Annotated in this window: 16 protein-coding genes; 6 read left to right on the top strand and 10 right to left on the bottom strand. The window is 66.0% G+C overall.

Annotation, left to right across the window (positions count from 1 at the left end; all coding sequences use genetic code 11):
- The first annotated feature begins 120 nt into the window (after positions 1–120).
- From HWX55_RS25220 to HWX55_RS25205, 4 genes are all read left to right on the top strand, one after another.
- On the top strand, positions 121–3,123 hold the full coding sequence (locus HWX55_RS25220) for a ribonucleoside-diphosphate reductase subunit alpha (RefSeq protein ID WP_175977693.1): 3,003 nt from the start codon (positions 121–123) through the stop codon (positions 3,121–3,123).
- Positions 3,124–3,488: 365 nt separating this feature from the next.
- A complete protein-coding gene (locus HWX55_RS25215; RefSeq protein ID WP_012327871.1) occupies positions 3,489–4,700 on the top strand; it encodes a ribonucleotide-diphosphate reductase subunit beta in 1,212 nt (403 codons plus the stop codon).
- An 82-nt stretch (positions 4,701–4,782) separates the two neighbouring features.
- Complete coding sequence (locus tag HWX55_RS25210; RefSeq protein WP_080334256.1) at positions 4,783–5,109, top strand: hypothetical protein; 327 nt, start codon at positions 4,783–4,785, stop codon at positions 5,107–5,109.
- Positions 5,110–5,137: 28 nt separating this feature from the next.
- The gene (locus HWX55_RS25205; RefSeq protein WP_175977692.1) at positions 5,138–5,788 is read left to right on the top strand and encodes a histone H1-like DNA-binding protein; all 651 of its coding nucleotides are present in this window, start codon (positions 5,138–5,140) and stop codon (positions 5,786–5,788) included.
- Between the two features lie 253 nt (positions 5,789–6,041).
- Here HWX55_RS25205 and HWX55_RS25200 read toward each other — a convergent pair whose 3' ends face one another.
- From HWX55_RS25200 to HWX55_RS25155, 10 genes are all read right to left on the bottom strand, one after another.
- Positions 6,042–6,515, bottom strand: coding sequence for a glycine zipper 2TM domain-containing protein (locus tag HWX55_RS25200; RefSeq protein ID WP_006476977.1), 474 nt, complete (start codon positions 6,513–6,515; stop codon positions 6,042–6,044).
- A gap of 19 nt (positions 6,516–6,534) precedes the next feature.
- Positions 6,535–7,473 carry a carbohydrate kinase family protein gene (locus tag HWX55_RS25195; protein ID WP_175977691.1) on the bottom strand — a complete coding sequence of 313 codons (939 nt, stop codon included), beginning with the start codon at positions 7,471–7,473 and terminating at the stop codon, positions 6,535–6,537.
- 85 nt (positions 7,474–7,558) lie between these two features.
- Positions 7,559–8,062 carry a thiol peroxidase gene (tpx, locus tag HWX55_RS25190; RefSeq protein ID WP_006476975.1) on the bottom strand — a complete coding sequence of 168 codons (504 nt, stop codon included), beginning with the start codon at positions 8,060–8,062 and terminating at the stop codon, positions 7,559–7,561.
- 71 nt (positions 8,063–8,133) lie between these two features.
- Positions 8,134–9,594, bottom strand: a complete 1,461-nt coding sequence (locus HWX55_RS25185) for a zinc-ribbon and DUF3426 domain-containing protein (RefSeq protein WP_175977690.1) — start codon at positions 9,592–9,594, stop codon at positions 8,134–8,136.
- A gap of 45 nt (positions 9,595–9,639) precedes the next feature.
- Positions 9,640–10,542, bottom strand: a complete 903-nt coding sequence (gene prmA / locus HWX55_RS25180; RefSeq protein ID WP_175977689.1) for a 50S ribosomal protein L11 methyltransferase — start codon at positions 10,540–10,542, stop codon at positions 9,640–9,642.
- Positions 10,543–10,544: 2 nt separating this feature from the next.
- Entirely contained in the window at positions 10,545–11,912 is a 1,368-nt protein-coding gene (gene accC, locus HWX55_RS25175; RefSeq protein ID WP_050013869.1) for an acetyl-CoA carboxylase biotin carboxylase subunit, read from the bottom strand.
- Positions 11,913–11,999: 87 nt separating this feature from the next.
- Complete coding sequence (gene accB / locus HWX55_RS25170; protein WP_050013868.1) at positions 12,000–12,470, bottom strand: acetyl-CoA carboxylase biotin carboxyl carrier protein; 471 nt, start codon at positions 12,468–12,470, stop codon at positions 12,000–12,002.
- Between the two features lie 66 nt (positions 12,471–12,536).
- Complete coding sequence (gene aroQ, locus HWX55_RS25165; protein WP_027783493.1) at positions 12,537–12,989, bottom strand: type II 3-dehydroquinate dehydratase; 453 nt, start codon at positions 12,987–12,989, stop codon at positions 12,537–12,539.
- A gap of 194 nt (positions 12,990–13,183) precedes the next feature.
- The gene (locus HWX55_RS25160) at positions 13,184–13,738 is read right to left on the bottom strand and encodes a TlpA disulfide reductase family protein (RefSeq protein ID WP_175977688.1); all 555 of its coding nucleotides are present in this window, start codon (positions 13,736–13,738) and stop codon (positions 13,184–13,186) included.
- Positions 13,739–13,745: 7 nt separating this feature from the next.
- Positions 13,746–14,390: a UDP-N-acetylmuramate--alanine ligase gene (locus HWX55_RS25155; protein ID WP_175977687.1), complete on the bottom strand. Its 645-nt coding sequence runs from the start codon at positions 14,388–14,390 to the stop codon at positions 13,746–13,748.
- Positions 14,391–14,636: 246 nt separating this feature from the next.
- On the opposite strand from HWX55_RS25155, the gene mpl reads away from it, so the two are divergent.
- Together mpl and HWX55_RS25145 are read left to right on the top strand one after the other, a co-directional pair.
- Positions 14,637–16,022, top strand: coding sequence for a UDP-N-acetylmuramate:L-alanyl-gamma-D-glutamyl-meso-diaminopimelate ligase (gene mpl, locus HWX55_RS25150; protein WP_175977686.1), 1,386 nt, complete (start codon positions 14,637–14,639; stop codon positions 16,020–16,022).
- Positions 16,019–16,588 (top strand): YqiA/YcfP family alpha/beta fold hydrolase, encoded by a 570-nt coding sequence (locus HWX55_RS25145; RefSeq protein WP_050013864.1) that lies wholly within the window; start codon positions 16,019–16,021, stop codon positions 16,586–16,588. Before mpl ends, HWX55_RS25145 begins: the two co-directional genes overlap by 4 nt.
- Positions 16,589–16,647 lie beyond the last annotated feature (59 nt).

Below are 16,647 nucleotides of genomic sequence, written 5' to 3'. Positions count from 1 at the left end.
ATCGACCGAACCGGCTTCCCCGGCGCATCGCTCGCCTCTTACCGCTCGCGCACCGCATTGCGCAGCGTTCGTTTTAATCCGCGGTTCTCTCCGCACCATCCAACACCAGGAGCTTTGCACATGCAAACCACCGACAACGCGACGTCCCAGTACGAGAGCGCCTCGAGCCGTCCGCTCGGCGGGACCGAACAGGGCGCGAAGGCGCTCGCGCCGCAGGCCACGTTCGCCGACTACAAGGTGATCCGCCGCAACGGCAGCGTGGTGTCGTTCGAACCTTCGAAGATCGCGATCGCGGTGACCAAGGCTTTCCTGGCCGTCAATGGCGGGCAGGGCGCGGCATCGGCGCGCGTGCGCGAGCAGGTCGAACAACTGACGCACAACGTCGTTCGCGCGCTCGTGCGCAGCCGCCCGAACGGCGGTACGTTCCATATCGAAGACATCCAGGACCAGGTCGAACTCGCGCTGATGCGCGGCGGCGAGCACAACGTCGCGCGTGCGTACGTGCTGTATCGCGAGAAGCGTCACCTCGAGCGCCAGCATGCGGGCGAGGAAGCGGCGGCAGCGGGCGGCGAGTCGACCACCGGCATCAACGTCGTCGACAACGGCGTCACGCGCCCGCTCGACCTGAACGCGCTGCGCGCGCTGATCGTGTCGGCATGCGACGGCCTCGGCGCTGCGGTTAACCCTGACCCGATCGTCGCGGAGACGGTGAAGAACCTGTACGACGGCGTGCCGATGAGCCAGGTCTACGACTCGGCGATCCTCGCGGCGCGCACGATGATCGAAAAGGATCCGGCGTACAGCCAGGTCACGGCCCGCATCCTGCTGCACACGATCCGTCGCGAGATTCTCGGCGAGGAAGTCGTGCAGGCCGAGATGTCGACCCGCTACGCCGAATACTTCCCGCAGTTCCTGAAGCGCGGCGTCGACGCTGGCCTGCTCGACGACAAGCTGCTGCAGTTCGACCTGAAGCGCCTCGGCGAAGCGCTCGACGCGAACCGCGACCTGCAGTTCGGCTACCTCGGCCTGCAGACGCTGTACGACCGCTACTTTCTGCACGTCGAAGGCACCCGCATCGAAATGCCGCAGGCATTCTTCATGCGCGTCGCGATGGGCCTGTCGCTGAACGAGATCGACCGCGAAACGCGCGCGATCGAGTTCTACAACGTGCTGTCGAGCTTCGACTTCATGAGCTCGACGCCGACGCTCTTCAACTCGGGCACGCACCGCTCGCAGCTGTCGTCGTGCTACCTGACGACGGTCGCGGACGATCTCGACGGCATCTACGAAGCGCTGAAGGAAAACGCGCTGCTGTCGAAGTTCGCCGGCGGCCTCGGCAACGACTGGACGCGCGTGCGCGCCCTCGGCTCGCATATCAAGGGCACGAACGGCAAGTCGCAAGGCGTGGTCCCGTTCCTGAAGGTCGTGAACGACACGGCCGTCGCGGTGAACCAGGGCGGCAAGCGCAAGGGCGCGGTCTGCGCGTACCTCGAATCGTGGCACCTCGACATCGAGGAGTTCCTGGAGCTGCGCAAGAACACCGGTGACGACCGCCGCCGTACGCACGACATGAACACGGCGAACTGGATTCCCGACCTGTTCATGAAGCGCGTGATGGAAGGCGCCGACTGGACGCTGTTCTCGCCGTCGACCTGCCCGGATCTGCACGACAAGTTCGGCGCCGAATTCGAGAAGGCTTACACGGCTTACGAAGACAAGGTCGCGCGCGGCGAGATCAAGCTGTTCAAGAAGATCCCGGCGCAGCAGCTGTGGCGCAAGATGCTCGGCATGCTGTTCGAGACGGGCCACCCGTGGATCACGTTCAAGGATCCGTGCAACGTGCGCTCGCCGCAGCAGCACGTCGGCGTCGTCCATTCGTCGAACCTGTGCACGGAAATCACGCTGAACACGAGCGACACCGAAATCGCGGTGTGCAACCTGGGCTCGGTGAACCTCGTCGCCCACCTGGTGAAGCAGGCCGACGGCAGCTACGCGCTCGACCACGACAAGCTCAAGCGCACGATCAGCGTCGCGATGCGCATGCTCGACAACGTGATCGACATCAACTACTACGCGGTGCCGAAGGCGCGTAACTCGAACCTGAAGCACCGCCCGGTCGGCATGGGCATCATGGGCTTCCAGGACTGCCTGCACCTGCTGCGTACGCCGTACGCGTCGCAAGAGGCGGTCGAGTTCGCCGACCGTTCGATGGAAGCCGTCTGCTACTACGCGTACTACGCGTCGACCGAGCTGGCCGAAGAGCGCGGCCGCTACTCGAGCTACCGCGGCTCGCTGTGGGATCGCGGCATCCTCCCGCAGGACACGCTGAAGCTGCTGACGGAAGCGCGCGGCGGCTACGTCGAGGTCGACACGTCGGAGTCGCTCGACTGGACGACGCTGCGTTCGCGGATCGCCGCGCACGGCATGCGCAACTCGAACTGCGTCGCGATCGCGCCGACGGCGACGATCTCGAACATCATCGGCGTGTCGGCCTGTATCGAGCCGACCTTCCAGAACCTGTACGTGAAGTCGAACCTGTCGGGCGAATTCACGGTGGTGAACGAGTACCTCGTCCGAGACCTGAAGGAACGCGGCCTGTGGGACGAAGTGATGGTCGCCGACCTGAAGTACTTCGACGGCATGCTGTCGCGCATCGACCGCATCCCGGCCGACCTGCGCGCGATCTACGCGACCGCGTTCGAGGTCGACCCGACGTGGCTGGTCGAAGCGGCATCGCGTCGCCAGAAGTGGATCGACCAGGCGCAGTCGCTGAACATCTACATGGGCGGCGCGTCGGGCAAGAAGCTCGACGAGACCTACAAGCTCGCATGGCTGCGCGGCCTGAAGACGACCTACTACCTCCGCACGATGGCGGCGACGCACGTCGAGAAGTCGACGGTCGCACACGGCGCGCTGAACGCAGTGCCGACGGGCGGTGCGGGCGGCGGCTCGGGCAGCGGCGGCGCGCAAGGCGCGGCGGGCGGCTTCGGTGCGGCGGGCGGCGGTGCGTCGTCGGGCGCGGTCAACGCGGCGCCGGCACTCGCGCCGGTCGAAGCGGATGGTCCGGTGTGCACGATGCGTCCGGGCGACCCCGGCTTCGACGAGTGCGAAGCGTGCCAGTAACGCAGTGCGCCTGACCTGAGAAGCAGGCATGAGCGGCGCACACGACGACCGATCGAGGTTGAAGTGTGCGCCGCGCTCAACTAAAAAAATGATAAGGAATCTGTAACGCGACACCTGCGTTGCAGGCAATGACAAGCGATCGAAACATCTCCGACGGCGTCGCGTTTCGATCGGCGTTCGATGCGTCGAGCGCACCTCGCGATACACGCGCGACTCACATCGCGCGCTGCATGAACGACGATGCGTTGCTCAAAGTGTTGTATCGAGGTCGCAACGCGAATCGAAAAAAGGATTTTTCGTGAGCGAACCCTTTTATCGCTCAGGAAAAGATGGTACAAACCGTTCTAAATTGATGGTGAGAATTTATGCTCAACTGGGATGACGAGAAGACTGCCGTAACCCCCGCGAGCGGAGCGCAGCAAAACGCGATGCGCACCTCCGCCGGGATGGCTGTCGGAATGCAGGCTGCAACGCCTGCCGCCCATCAGGTCCGTGACATTTTCGAAGGCGATCTTGCGGTGCCGCCGCAAGCATCGGCTGTTCCCGCCGGCGGTACGGAAGCGCGGGTCAATGTCGCCGACAAGCGCATCATCAACGGCCAGACTGACGTCAATCAGCTGGTGCCGTTCAAGTACAAGTGGGCGTGGGAAAAGTATCTGGCCGGTTGCGCGAACCACTGGATGCCGCAGGAAATCAACATGTCCCGCGACATCGCACTGTGGAAGGACCCGAACGGTCTGACCGAGGACGAGCGCCGCATCGTGAAGCGCAACCTCGGCTTCTTCGTGACGGCCGATTCGCTCGCGGCGAACAACATCGTGCTCGGCACATACCGCCACATCACGGCGCCGGAGTGCCGGCAGTTCCTGCTGCGCCAGGCGTTCGAGGAAGCGATCCACACGCACGCGTACCAATACATCGTCGAATCGCTCGGCCTCGACGAAGGCGAGATCTTCAACGCGTATCACGAGGTCACGTCGATCCGCGCGAAGGACGAATTCCTGATCCCGTTCATTCATACGCTGACGGACCCGGCCTTCAAGACCGGCACGCTCGAAGCGGATCAGAAGCTGCTGAAGTCGCTGATCGTGTTCGCCTGCATCATGGAAGGCCTGTTCTTCTATGTCGGGTTTACGCAGATCCTCGCACTCGGCCGCCAGAACAAGATGACGGGTGCTGCAGAGCAATACCAGTACATCCTGCGCGACGAGTCGATGCACTGCAACTTCGGCATCGACCTGATCAACCAGATCAAGCTCGAGAACCCGCATCTGTGGACCGCGGAATTCCGCGCCGAGATCCGCGAGCTGTTCAAGCAGGCTGTCGAACTCGAATACCGCTACGCCGAGGACACGATGCCGCGCGGCGTGCTGGGTTTGAACGCGTCGATGTTCAAGAGCTATCTGCGCTTCATCAGCAACCGCCGTTGCCAGCAGATCGGCCTCGACCCGCTGTATCCGAACGAGGAAAACCCGTTCCCGTGGATGAGCGAGATGATCGACCTGAAGAAGGAACGCAACTTCTTCGAGACGCGTGTGATCGAGTATCAGACGGGGGGCGCGCTGTCCTGGGAATAACCCGCAGCAGCGAACCCGTTACATGATGGAGCAGCCGGTGGCCTCTCGGCCCTGGCCCAAGGTTTAGGAGCAAGAACGCCTGATGCAAAGCATGCCCGGTGCCTTAACGGCCCAACGATACGACAGGCACTTTGCGAACCCTTCAGTGGGATGGGCAAACTTCCCTCCGGAAAAAGCGGACGGCCGTGTGGCGGTCCGCTTGATCAAGCGATTAGGGGTAGCGGCGCGAGGTGCGCCGGCTACCGACTTGATTTGGCGCGCGAGGCCATGGGGTCACGCGCGCCATACCGTATTCATTAGCGTAAGCGCGCGGTATCTGCGTACGCCGATGAATAGCCCGCTTCGAAGCGCACGTCCTGAACAGCGTCCGCGGGAAGCGGGTTTTGACGAAGGGTGTAGTTTGAACTGACTCTCATCTGAACCTGAAGGAGAACAACATGGCTACTGCCAAGAAGAAACCGGCTGCTAAGAAGGTTGCTGCCAAGAAGACCGTTGCGAAGAAGGCTGCTGCGCCGGCGAAGAAGGCCGCAGTGAAGAAGGTTGCTGCGAAGAAGGTCGCGGTGAAGAAGGTTGCCGCGAAGAAGGCAGCACCGGCGAAGAAGGCCGCTGCAAAGAAGGTCGCAACGAAGAAGGTCGCAGCGAAGAAGGTTGCAGCCAAGAAGGTCGCAGCGAAGAAGGCGGCACCGGCCAAGAAGGCCGCCGCGAAGAAGGTTGCAGCCAAGAAAGTCGCAGTGAAGAAGGTTGCTGCGAAGAAGGCGGCACCGGCGAAGAAGGCTGCCGCCAAGAAGGCCGCACCGGCGAAGAAGGCTGCTGCGAAGAAGGCCGCGCCGGCGAAGAAGGCTGCTGCCAAGAAGGCCGCGCCTGCGAAGAAGGCTGCCGCGAAGAAGGCTGCGCCCGCCAAGAAGGCTGCCCCTGCGAAGACGGCTGCCGCTCCGGCGAAGAAGGCTGCTGCGCCGAAGAAGGCCGTCGTGAAGAAGGCTGCGCCGGCAACGACCGCGTCGACCGCATCGGTTGCGCCGGCATCGGGCGTGAAGACCGCGCTCAACCCGGCAGCAGCATGGCCGTTCCCGACCGGCAGCCGTCCGTAATCGCGGCTGAGCAGCATCACCCGGACACTCATGTGGTGTCCGTGGGTTGAGTAGCGCTACTCAATCAGTCCCGCCATCTGGCTCAGGTGGCGGGATTTTTTTCGTCCGCATGAGGCGTCGATGAGCCGCCGCCAGGTCGCCGCTCGGCTCGCCGATGCGAGTGCGAACCGGAAACGGACGGACGAAAAAAAACGCATGCGCGGCTTCGCACATGCGTTCGACCGCGGCTTGCGCCGCGTGCTGAGGATACCGGTTAGTGCGTGACGCGCGTGACGCCGCCGCTCGACAGCAGGCGTACGCGCTCGCCGGCGCGGAACGCTTCGCCGCTGGCTGCCTGCGTGATCGAGCGCAGATCGCCGTTGTCGAGGCGCACGGTAATTTCGACACCGTTCGCCGTGCTGAGGTTTTCGCCGACCGCGTTACCCGCGACCGCGCCGACGAGGCCGCCGGCGATCGCCGTCAGGATCGAGCCTTTGCCGCCGCCGATCGCGCTGCCCGCGACCGCGCCGAGCGCGCCACCGCCGAGCGTGCCGATCGCGCTGCCGCCGCCGTCGGACTGGATGCGCACCGCACGGACGCTTTCGACCGTGCCCATGCGGACCGTCTGTTCGCGCTGCGCCTGGCCGACGCTATAGACATCCGCCGAACCGGGTGCCGTGAAGCAGCCGGCGAGAGTCAGCGTGGCCGTCAGCATGGCCGCGAGCGTGAGGGTTTTTTTCGTCAACATCTTTGCTCTCCCACAATATTCATTTGAGACTGTAACCGAACGCAGTCTCGAAGCGCGCGTCGATTTCGGCGCGCGTCAGGTCGTAAGTCTGGGGCCCTTGATGGGCGATCTTGAGCGAGCCCATCAGGCTCGCGAGGCGGCCGGTGGTTGCCCAGTCGAGGCCGTGCTCGATGCCGTAGAGCAGGCCGCCCCGGAACGCGTCGCCGCAGCCGGTCGGATCGGCGATGCGCTCGGCCGGCACGACCGGAATCTGCTCCGCACCCTGCTTGTGGCGGATGGTCGCGCCGTGCTCGCCACGCGTGATGACGAGCGCGTCGACCCGGCTGGCGATTTCATCTTCGGACCATCCCGTCTTGTCGCTCACCAGCTTGGCCTCGTAGTCGTTGACCGCTACATAGGTCGCAAGTTCAATGCTGCGGCGCAGCGTCGCACCGTCGAACAGCGGCAGGCCCTGGCCCGGATCGAACACGAACGGCACACCGGCCTTGGCGAGCTCTTCCACGTGCTGGACCATCCCGTCGAAGCCGTCCGGGCCGACGATCGCGAGCTTGATGTCCGGCGCGTCGCCCGCATGGTTCAGGTGCGATTGCATCATCGCGCCCGGGTGGAACGCCGCGATCTGGTTGTTGTCGAGATCGGTCGTGATCATCGCCTGCGCGGTGTACGTATCGGGCAGCACGCGAACGTGGTCGCGGCGCAGGCCGAGCTGGTCGAGCCGGTCGAGATACGGCTGCGCATCCAGCGCGCCCATCGTCCCCATGATGCGTGCATCGCCGCCGAGCAGGTGCAGCGCGTACCCGATGTTGCCCGCGCAGCCGCCGAATTCGCGGCGCATCGTCGGCACGAGGAAGCTCAGGTTGATGAGGTGCACCTGGTCGGGCAGGATGTGCTCGCGGAACCGCCCTTCGAAGGTCATGATGGAGTCGTAGGCGATCGAGCCGCAAATCAGCGTAGCCAAGGTGTGCGTTCCTGTAGAAATGAGGGGCCCTGCGCGACAACGCCGCGCGAAGGGCGCGGCGCGGCAGGGGAAAGCGGAAGAAAGCTTACTTCAGTGCGGCGAGCGCTGCATCGTAGTTCGGCTCGTCCTTGATTTCGCCGACGAGTTCCGCATGGATCACCTTGTCCTGCGCGTCGAGCACGACCACCGCGCGTGCGGTCAGGCCGTTCAGCGGGCCGCTCGTCACGTCGACGCCGTAGGCGTTCGCGAACGCGCGGCCGGTGCGGAACGTCGATGCCGTCACGACGTTCGCGAGGCCTTCGGTCGTGCAGAAGCGCGTGGCGGCGAACGGCAGGTCGGCGGACACGACGATCACGACCGTGTTGTCGAGCGACGACGCGGCTTCGTTGAACTTGCGGGTCGACGTCGCGCAGGTCGGCGTGTCCAGGCTCGGCACGATGTTCAGCACCTTGCGCTTGCCGGCGAAGCTGGCGAGCGACAGATCGGCGAGATCCTTGCCGACCAGCTTGAAATCGGCCGCTTGCGCGCCGACGGCCGGGAACGTGCCGGCGAGATCGATCGGGTTGCCACCCAGCGTAACTTTGCTCATGTTCGTGCTCCGAAATAGCGCGCCGCTCCGGCGCGCGGGTTGAGACGGGCGCGCAAGCGCGCCGCGACGCGTCACGGATAGAAGATCTGGACGCGGAAATTCGAGGCGGGCGTGCCGTTCGTTTCGACGCGGACGACCATCGTCTGCGTCGTGCCGGGCGGCAGCCCGGCGTCGATCGGCGTGCCCGGGCGCACGTAGTCGCGCGGCGCGAGCACGCGGCGCACGGTGACGTGATTGGTGTCGTCGAGCAGCGTGAGTTCGAGCGACGGGTACGCGAGCGCGACGCGGTAGCGGTTCGTCAGCGGTACCTTCAGTTCGAGCTCGCGCGGGCCGTCGAGCTGGCGGAGGTCGGTCGCGTCGAGCCGCAGCCCGTCGATCGCGCGCGGCGGCGTGACCGTGCAGCCGAGCGGCGCGCACGCCTGCCGGAACCAGCCCTGCGTGACGGGCCAGTAGATCATCAGCGTTTCGCGCTGCCACCACGCCAGTTGCGCGGCGAGCAGCCCGACCAGCGCGGTCGCGACGAGGCCGCCGAAAAAGCCGCCGAGCATCCCGCGTCGCTGCGGCGCGCGCGTCTCGCGCGTGACGGCGAAGTGCGGGCGATCGTCGTCGGTCAGGGCGGCGGGGAAGGGGGCGACCGGCTGGGCGACCGGCTGGACGGCCGGTTGGACGTCGGGCTGGGCCGGCGGTTGGGTGACCGTCCGGGCGACCGGTTCATCGGCTGCCGCCGCGGTCGACGCGTTGTCGTGCCGGGTGAAGGTGCCGGGTTCCGATGCGGTCTCGGCTTCGGTGAAGGCCGGCGCGGGCGTGAACGCGAAACGGGGTTCGCGCGGCGCGCGTTCGTTGTCCGCCGCCACGAAGTGCGTGGGGACGACGGGTTCGATCGGCGCGGATTCGACCGGTTCGGCGGCGGTTTCCGTGTCGGACGGAACGTGAGCGACGAAGCGGGGCTCGTGCGGATCGCGCTCGACGGGCGCGATGGGTACGGGCGACGGCGCGGCCTCTTCGGTTTCGTGCGGTTCGTGCCGCGTCTGCGGCGAAGGCGGTTCGGCCGGTTGCTCGACGGCAGCCGAAGCATCGAGCTCGGCCGGCGACGACGCGAACGGCTCGGGCGTAGCCGACAGGTGGACGACGCCCGCTTCCGTGGACGGCAGCGCGAGCGGTATCAACGGCTCGGTGCGCACGGTGTCGACGCTGTGCTGCAGCGACGGATCGACGCCGGCGTCGAGCCACGGCGCCCACATGTCCCAGCCTTCCGGCTTGTAATCCGCGCCGGTCGGCGATTCGGGCGGCGCGTCGGCGGTGAACAGCCGGGCCGGGGCGGCCTGCGGATGTGTGTCGCCGCCGTGCGGCGCGGCAGCCGGTTCGGTCAATGCCGGCTCGGGCTGCGGCGCGTACTCGGGAACGAGCGATTCGGCGGCGTTGAAGACTTCGTGGCAATGGCCGCAGCGCACGAGCCCCTGATGCAGCGAGAGCTGTTCCTGCTGCAGCCGGAAGACGGTTTCGCAATGAGGGCAGCGCGTCGCAAGAAGCATGTCGAGCCGGGCGGCCTGCTGGCCAGAGTGAAGGACAGCGCTATTCTAATGGCTTTCGCGGCGCGTTCCGGCAAGGCATACCCAGCCTTCGTGTTCGCGCCAGACCGAGATGTCGACGTAGCGCGCATAAACGGCCGCGACTTCGTCCGCCTGGCGCGCGAGCACGCCCGACAGCGCGATGCGCCCGCCCGGCTTGACCTTCGATGCGAGCATCGACGCCATCAGCTTCAGCGGATTCGACAGGATGTTCGCGACGACGATGTCGAATTCGCCGTCCGGGCACGCATCGGGCAGCCCGTACGTGACTTCCGCCCGGTTGCGTTCGCTGTTCTGGCGCGCCGATTCGACTGCCTGCGGATCGATGTCGATGCCGATCACGGGGTTCGCCCCGCATTTCTTCGCGAGGATCGCGAGAATGCCCGAGCCGCAGCCGTAGTCGAGCACCGACTGACCGGGCTTCACCGACTGCTCGAGCCACTCCATGCACAGACGGGTCGTCGGATGGCTGCCGGTGCCGAATGCGAGGCCGGGGTCGAGCTCGAGGACGAGCGCATCGGGATCGGGTGCGTCGTGCCACGACGGCACGACCCAGATCCGCTCGCCGATCGGAATCGGCTCGAACTGCGACTGCGTGAGCCGCACCCAGTCCTGCTCCTCGACTTCGCGCACGACGAACTTCGGCGTGTCGGCGAGGCCGATCTCGTTCGCGGCCGCCGCGAGCAGCACGGCCGGCTCGTGATCGGCCGACAGCAGCGCGACCACGCGCGAGTGTTGCCACGCGGTGCGATCGGGCACGAGGCCCGGCTCGCCGAAGAGCGGCTGTTCGTCGGGCGTGTCGGCGTCGGCGTCCTCGACGGACACCGACAGCGCGCCGAGATCGAGCAGTGCGTCGGACAGGGCCTCCGCATGCTCGCGGGCCAGTTCGACGACGAGTTCGCGATAACTCATGCTTACGCTTCTTCCGGTGCGACCTGCTGCTTCTGCGCGAGCCGGTTTTCGAGGTAATGGATGCTGGTGCCGCCTTCGACGAACTTCGCGTCGATCATCAGCTCGCGGTGCAGCGGGATGTTGGTCTGGATGCCTTCGACGACCATTTCCGACAGCGCGATGCGCATCCGGCGGATCGCCTGCTCGCGCGTCGCGCCGTAGGTGATCAGCTTGCCGATCATCGAATCATAGTTCGGCGGCACGAAATAGCCATTGTAGGCGTGCGAATCGACGCGCACGCCGGGGCCGCCCGGCGTATGCCACGACGTGATCCGGCCCGGCGACGGCGTGAACTTGAACGGATCTTCGGCGTTGATCCGGCATTCGATCGCATGTCCGCGGAACTGGATGTCGCGCTGGCGCAGCGTGAGCTTCTCGCCGGCCGCGATGCGGATCTGTTCCTGCACGATGTCGACGCCGGTGATCAGTTCCGATACCGGGTGCTCGACCTGCACGCGCGTGTTCATCTCGATGAAGTAGAACTCGCCGTTTTCGTACAGGAATTCGAACGTGCCCGCGCCGAGGTAGCCCATCTTCTTGCATGCGTCCGCGCAGCGATCGCCGATGCGGTCGATCAGGCGGCGCGGAATGCCGGGCGCCGGCGCTTCCTCGATCACCTTCTGGTGGCGGCGCTGCATCGAGCAATCGCGCTCGCCGAGCCAGATCGCGTTCTTGTGCGCGTCCGACAGCACCTGGATCTCGATGTGGCGCGGGTTCTCGAGAAACTTCTCCATGTACACCTGCGGGTTGCCGAACGCACGGCCGGCTTCCTCGCGGGTCATGTTGACCGCGTTGACGAGCGCGGCCTCGGTGTGCACGACGCGCATCCCGCGCCCGCCGCCGCCGCCCGCCGCCTTGATGATGACCGGATAGCCGATCGCGCGCGCAATCTTGACGATCTCCTTCGGATCGTCCGGCAACGCGCCTTCCGAGCCCGGCACGCACGGCACGCCGGTCTTGATCATCGTCTGCTTCGCGGTGACCTTGTCGCCCATCATGCGGATCGTTTCCGGGCGCGGGCCGATGAACGTGAAGCCCGACTGCTCGACGCGCTCCGCGAAATCGGCGTTCTCGGACAGGAAGCCGTAGCCGGGGTGGATCGCCTCGGCATCGGTGACTTCCGCGGCGCTGATCAGCGCCGGCATGTTCAGGTAGCTCAGGTTCGACGGGGCCGGGCCGATACAGACGGCTTCGTCCGCGAGGCGCACGTACTTGGCTTCCTTGTCGGCTTCCGAGTACACGACCACCGTCTTGACGCCGAGTTCGCGGCACGCGCGCTGGATGCGCAGCGCGATTTCACCGCGGTTGGCAATGAGGATTTTTTCAAACATAGCGAGTATTCGTCTCTTCGAGGGGCGCGCGAACGGCGCCTGGCGAGCATCTCGGCGGCGCGCGGCCGGCAGGGCCGCGCGGCGGGCTTAGCCGATCACGAAAAGCGGCTGGCCGTATTCGACGGCCTGGCCGTTCTCGACGAGGATCTCCTTGATCACGCCGGCCTTGTCCGACTCGATCTCGTTGAGCAGCTTCATCGCTTCGATGATGCAGATCGTCTGGCCTTCCTTGACCGTGTCGCCGGCCTGCACGAACGGGTCGGCGCCCGGCGACGGCGCGCGATAGAACGTGCCGACCATCGGCGACGTCACGACGTGGCCCTGCGGGACGGCCGGTGCGGCGGCTGCGCCGGCGGCCGGCGCCGCGCCGTCGGTCGGCAGCGCGGCCGACGGAGCCGGCGCGCTGACTTGCGGGGCATACCCAGCCGTCGGCTGCACGTAGACCGGCGGCGCGTTCTTGACGATGCGCACCTTGCCTTCGCCTTCCGTCACTTCCAGCTCGGAGATGCCGGATTCGGAAACGAGGTCGATCAGAGTTTTCAGCTTACGAAGATCCATCGGGAATTCCCCTTTCAATACGTGAAAGCGCCGGTGAGGGGCCGGCGCTGAATCTAGATCGCGAAATCAGCCGCGCGACGCGCCTTGCAGCTTGTCCAGCGCGTACTCGAGCGCGTACAGATAACCTTTCCAGCCGAGCCCGCAGATCACGCCTTCGGCCTGGTCGGAAAAGTAGGAGTGGTGCCTGAACGCTTCGCGGCGATGCACGTTCGACAAGTGAACCTCGACGAACGGGATGCCGACGCCGGCGATCGCGTCCCGGATCGCAACGCTCGTGTGCGTATACGCGGCCGGATTGATCAGGATGAAATCGGTCTGTTCCTCCCGCGCGGCCTGGATGCGGTCGACCAGCGCGCCTTCATGGTTGCTCTGGAACGACGACAGTTCGGCGCCGGCTTCCCGGGCGCGCGCGGCAAGCGCCTGATCGATCTGCGCGAGCGTGACGCGGCCGTACACCTCCGGTTCCCGGGTGCCGAGAAGGTTCAGGTTGGGGCCGTGCAACACCAGCAATCGTGTCATGGTCGCTTCTATTTCTGCGGAATTGCGCGAACTTTAGCGCTATTTAGAGAAATTTGTCTAGTTTTGCCGAACGGCCAGGCGCGCCGGACCTGCAAGAATTACCGGCGCAGGCGCAAAGTATCCGCGAATTCACGCGAAATTGCCGCGATCGACCTGCAAATCGTCGCCAACGCGCGGGCTGCCGTTCGGACCGATTACAGTGCGTCGAGCGTCTTTTTCAGCTCGGCCGGTTGGATTTGTCCCAATTTTGTCTCGCGAATCTTGCCGGTTTCGTCGATGACGACGGTAAACGGCAGCGCGCCGGCGGTATTTCCGAAATTGCGGGCCAGATCGGCGCCTGCGTAGCCGCTGACGAAGACCGGGTAGTCGACCTTCACCTTCTGCAGGAAGTTCTTCACGTTCTGCTCGGAATCGACGCCGACTCCGACGAAACGGATGCCTTTCTGCTTGTACTGATGTGACAGTGCGACGAGCTCGGGCATCTCCTCGACGCATGGGCCGCACCATGACGCCCAGAAATTGACGACGACTTTCTGGCCCTTGAAGGAAGCGAGCGACGCCGGCTTGCCGTCGACGCCGGTCAGCGACGCGGCCCACAACTGATCGACCGGACTGCCCTGCGCGGCGGGGGCGGCGACGGCGACACCGTTGTCGGCGCTGCCGCCGCGGAACCAGTGGCCGGCGGCGAGCCCGCCGGCGATGGCGGCGGCCGCGACCACCGCGAGCGCCAACATGCGTTTCATCATCATCGTTGAATCATCTCGGTTCGGAAGGAGCCTGACCTGCGTCGACGAGCGCGCGCAGCGCCGCGGCGTCCGCGCGGGCGACGCGGCCGCGCGCGTCGGCCTTCACCGCGCCGCGCAGGTCGTCGCTCGCATACAGCGCAAGATGGATGCCGATCGCATCCACGTCGCGCCGCGGGCGCCACAGGAAACTGAGCGTCTCGACGTCGCCGCGGCCCGCGAAATGCCGCGTCTCGGACACGTCGTACTGGACGTTCTGGTTCAGCAGGTAGATCGCGACGTCCTTCGGGTTGTCGGTGAAGGCCTGCAAATGGATATCCGAATGCGCGTTCGCGGTGCCGTTCAGCACGGCGCCCGTCACATAAGGATGGAACTCGGCGAGCCGGCCCATCCAGTCGAGCGCGATTTCGCGCAGGCGCCGCAGTTCGTCCGGCTGCGTGTCGCTCTGGAACAGCGCGAGGTACTCGCGCAGTTCTTCCTCGATCTGGTCGTTATCCGGCAGCCATTCGCCGGCAACGCGCGAATCGCCCAGTAACTGGCGCGCGGCCTTGCGCTTCGCGCCGGCATAGTCCTGGCCGTCCTCCGCGATCAGGCGGGCGGCGGACTGGGCGATTTCCTCGCGGACGCGCCGCGGGTCGACAAGAGGTTTGCGAGACATGATCCGGCAATCATACTCGATCGCCACGGCGCCCGAGCACGGGTGCGGCGGCCCGCCGTCCGAGGGCGTCGGCGCCGTTCGCGCGCATCGTTCGGGCCGCCGGGCATCGCAGGCCGTCAGTTACAATACTGCTCTTTGTGTCGCGGCCAGGTCGTTGGCCGGGCGCCGGCCGCACGGCCTCGCCGGCGCGCCGCACACGCATCCTTTCCGAATCGACGGCGCCCGGCGGCGCGAAAGCATTCATCTATGCACATCCACATTCTTGGCATCTGCGGCACCTTCATGGGCGGTCTCGCCGTACTCGCACGCGAGGCGGGCCACACGGTGACGGGTTGCGACGCGGGCGTCTATCCGCCGATGAGCACGCAGCTCGAGGCGCAGGGCATCACGCTGATCGAGGGCTACGGCGCCGAGCAGATCGACCTGAAACCGGACCTGTTCGTGATCGGCAACGTCGTCACGCGCGGCAATCCGCTGATGGAGGCAATCCTCGATCGCGGCCTGCCTTACGTGTCGGGTCCGCAGTGGCTCGGCGAGCACGTGCTCGCCGGCAAGTGGGTGCTCGCGGTCGCGGGCACGCACGGCAAGACGACCACGTCGTCGATGCTCGCATGGCTGCTGGAAGATGCCGGCCTGAACCCGGGCTTCCTGATCGGCGGCGTGCCGCTGAACTTCGGCGTGTCCGCGCGGCTCACCGATTCGAGCTTCTTCGTGATCGAAGCCGACGAGTACGACACGGCATTCTTCGACAAGCGCTCGAAGTTCGTGCACTACCGGCCGCGCACCGCGGTACTGAACAACCTCGAATTCGATCACGCCGACATCTTCCCCGATCTCGCCGCGATCGAAACGCAATTCCACCATCTCGTGCGCACCGTGCCCGGCGTCGGGCGGATCGTCACGAACGGCCGCTCGGATGCGCTCGAGCGCGTGCTCGCGCGCGGCTGCTGGAGCGAGGTCGAGCGTTTCGGCGTCGACGGCGGCTGGCAGGCGCTGCCGGCCGAGGACGGCGTGCCGGTCGACGAACGCTTCGCGGTGTATTCGCAGGCCGAGCGCGTCGGCGAAGTCGCGTGGCTGGTGCAGGGCGACCACAACCGGATGAACGCGCTCGCGGCGATCGCCGCCGCGCGCCACGTCGGCGTGCCGCCCGCGCAGGCGGCCGTTTCTCTTGCATCGTTCCGCAACGTGAAGCGCCGCATGGAAGTGCGCGGCAGCGTGGACGGCGTGACCGTCTACGACGATTTCGCGCACCATCCGACCGCGATCGACACCACGATCGCCGGCCTTCGTGCACGCATCGGCCGCCAGAATGCCCGCATCCTCGCCGTGCTCGAGCCGCGCTCGAACACGATGAAGCTCGGCGTGATGAAGTCGCAATTGCCGGCGAGCCTCGCCGATGCCGATCTCATATTCGGCTACGGTGCGCCGACCGGACGCGATGCGCTCGGCTGGAATCTCGCCGAGGCGCTCGCGCCGCTCGGCGAGCGCGCGCGCGCATTCGACGATCTGCATCTGCTGGTGAAGGCGGTGGTCGAGGCCGCGCGTCCGGGCGACCACGTGCTCGTGATGAGCAACGGCGGCTTCGGCGGCGTGCACCAGAAGCTGCTCGACGCGCTCGGGAGCCGCCCGTGATCCTGTATCTGCACGGCTTCCGGTCGTCGCCGGAATCGCAGAAGTCGCGGCTGCTCGCCGCGCGGATGGCCGAACTCGGCCGCGCCGACGAGTGGCGGTGCCCGTCGCTGTCGGTGTCGCCGCTGGAGGCGATCGCGGTGGCGGAAGCCGAGGTCGCGGGCGCGCGCGACGTGACCGTGATCGGTAGCTCGCTCGGCGGGTATTACGCGACGTGGCTCGCCGAAAAGCATGGCTGGAAAGCCGTGTTGCTGAATCCGGCGATCGTGCCGCAGCGGGATCTGGAACAACATCTGGGCGAGCAGCCGCTGTGGCACGGCGGCGGCACGATCGTCGTCGAGCGCCGCCACCTGCACGAACTCGACGCGCTGCGCGTGCCGGCGATCACGCGCGCCGACCGCTACTATCTGTTCGCGGCGACCGGCGACGAAGTGCTCGATTACCGCGAGATGCTCGCCCATTACCCGGGCGCGAAAACCCGCGTGATCGACGGCAGCGACCACGGAATCAGCGAATTTGCCGACTATGTCGACGACGTTCTCGCGTTTTGCGACGGAAAGACGTCATAAACCGGCCACGTGCCGATCGAATTCCCATCATCATGCGGCGCCGCCGACGCGGCGCCCGG

Source organism: Burkholderia sp. BCC1047, from assembly GCF_902833155.1.
Lineage (GTDB): Bacteria > Pseudomonadota > Gammaproteobacteria > Burkholderiales > Burkholderiaceae > Burkholderia > Burkholderia sola.
The sequence above is the reverse complement of the archived record's forward strand: the minus strand, read 5'-3'. Positions and strand labels throughout refer to the sequence as shown.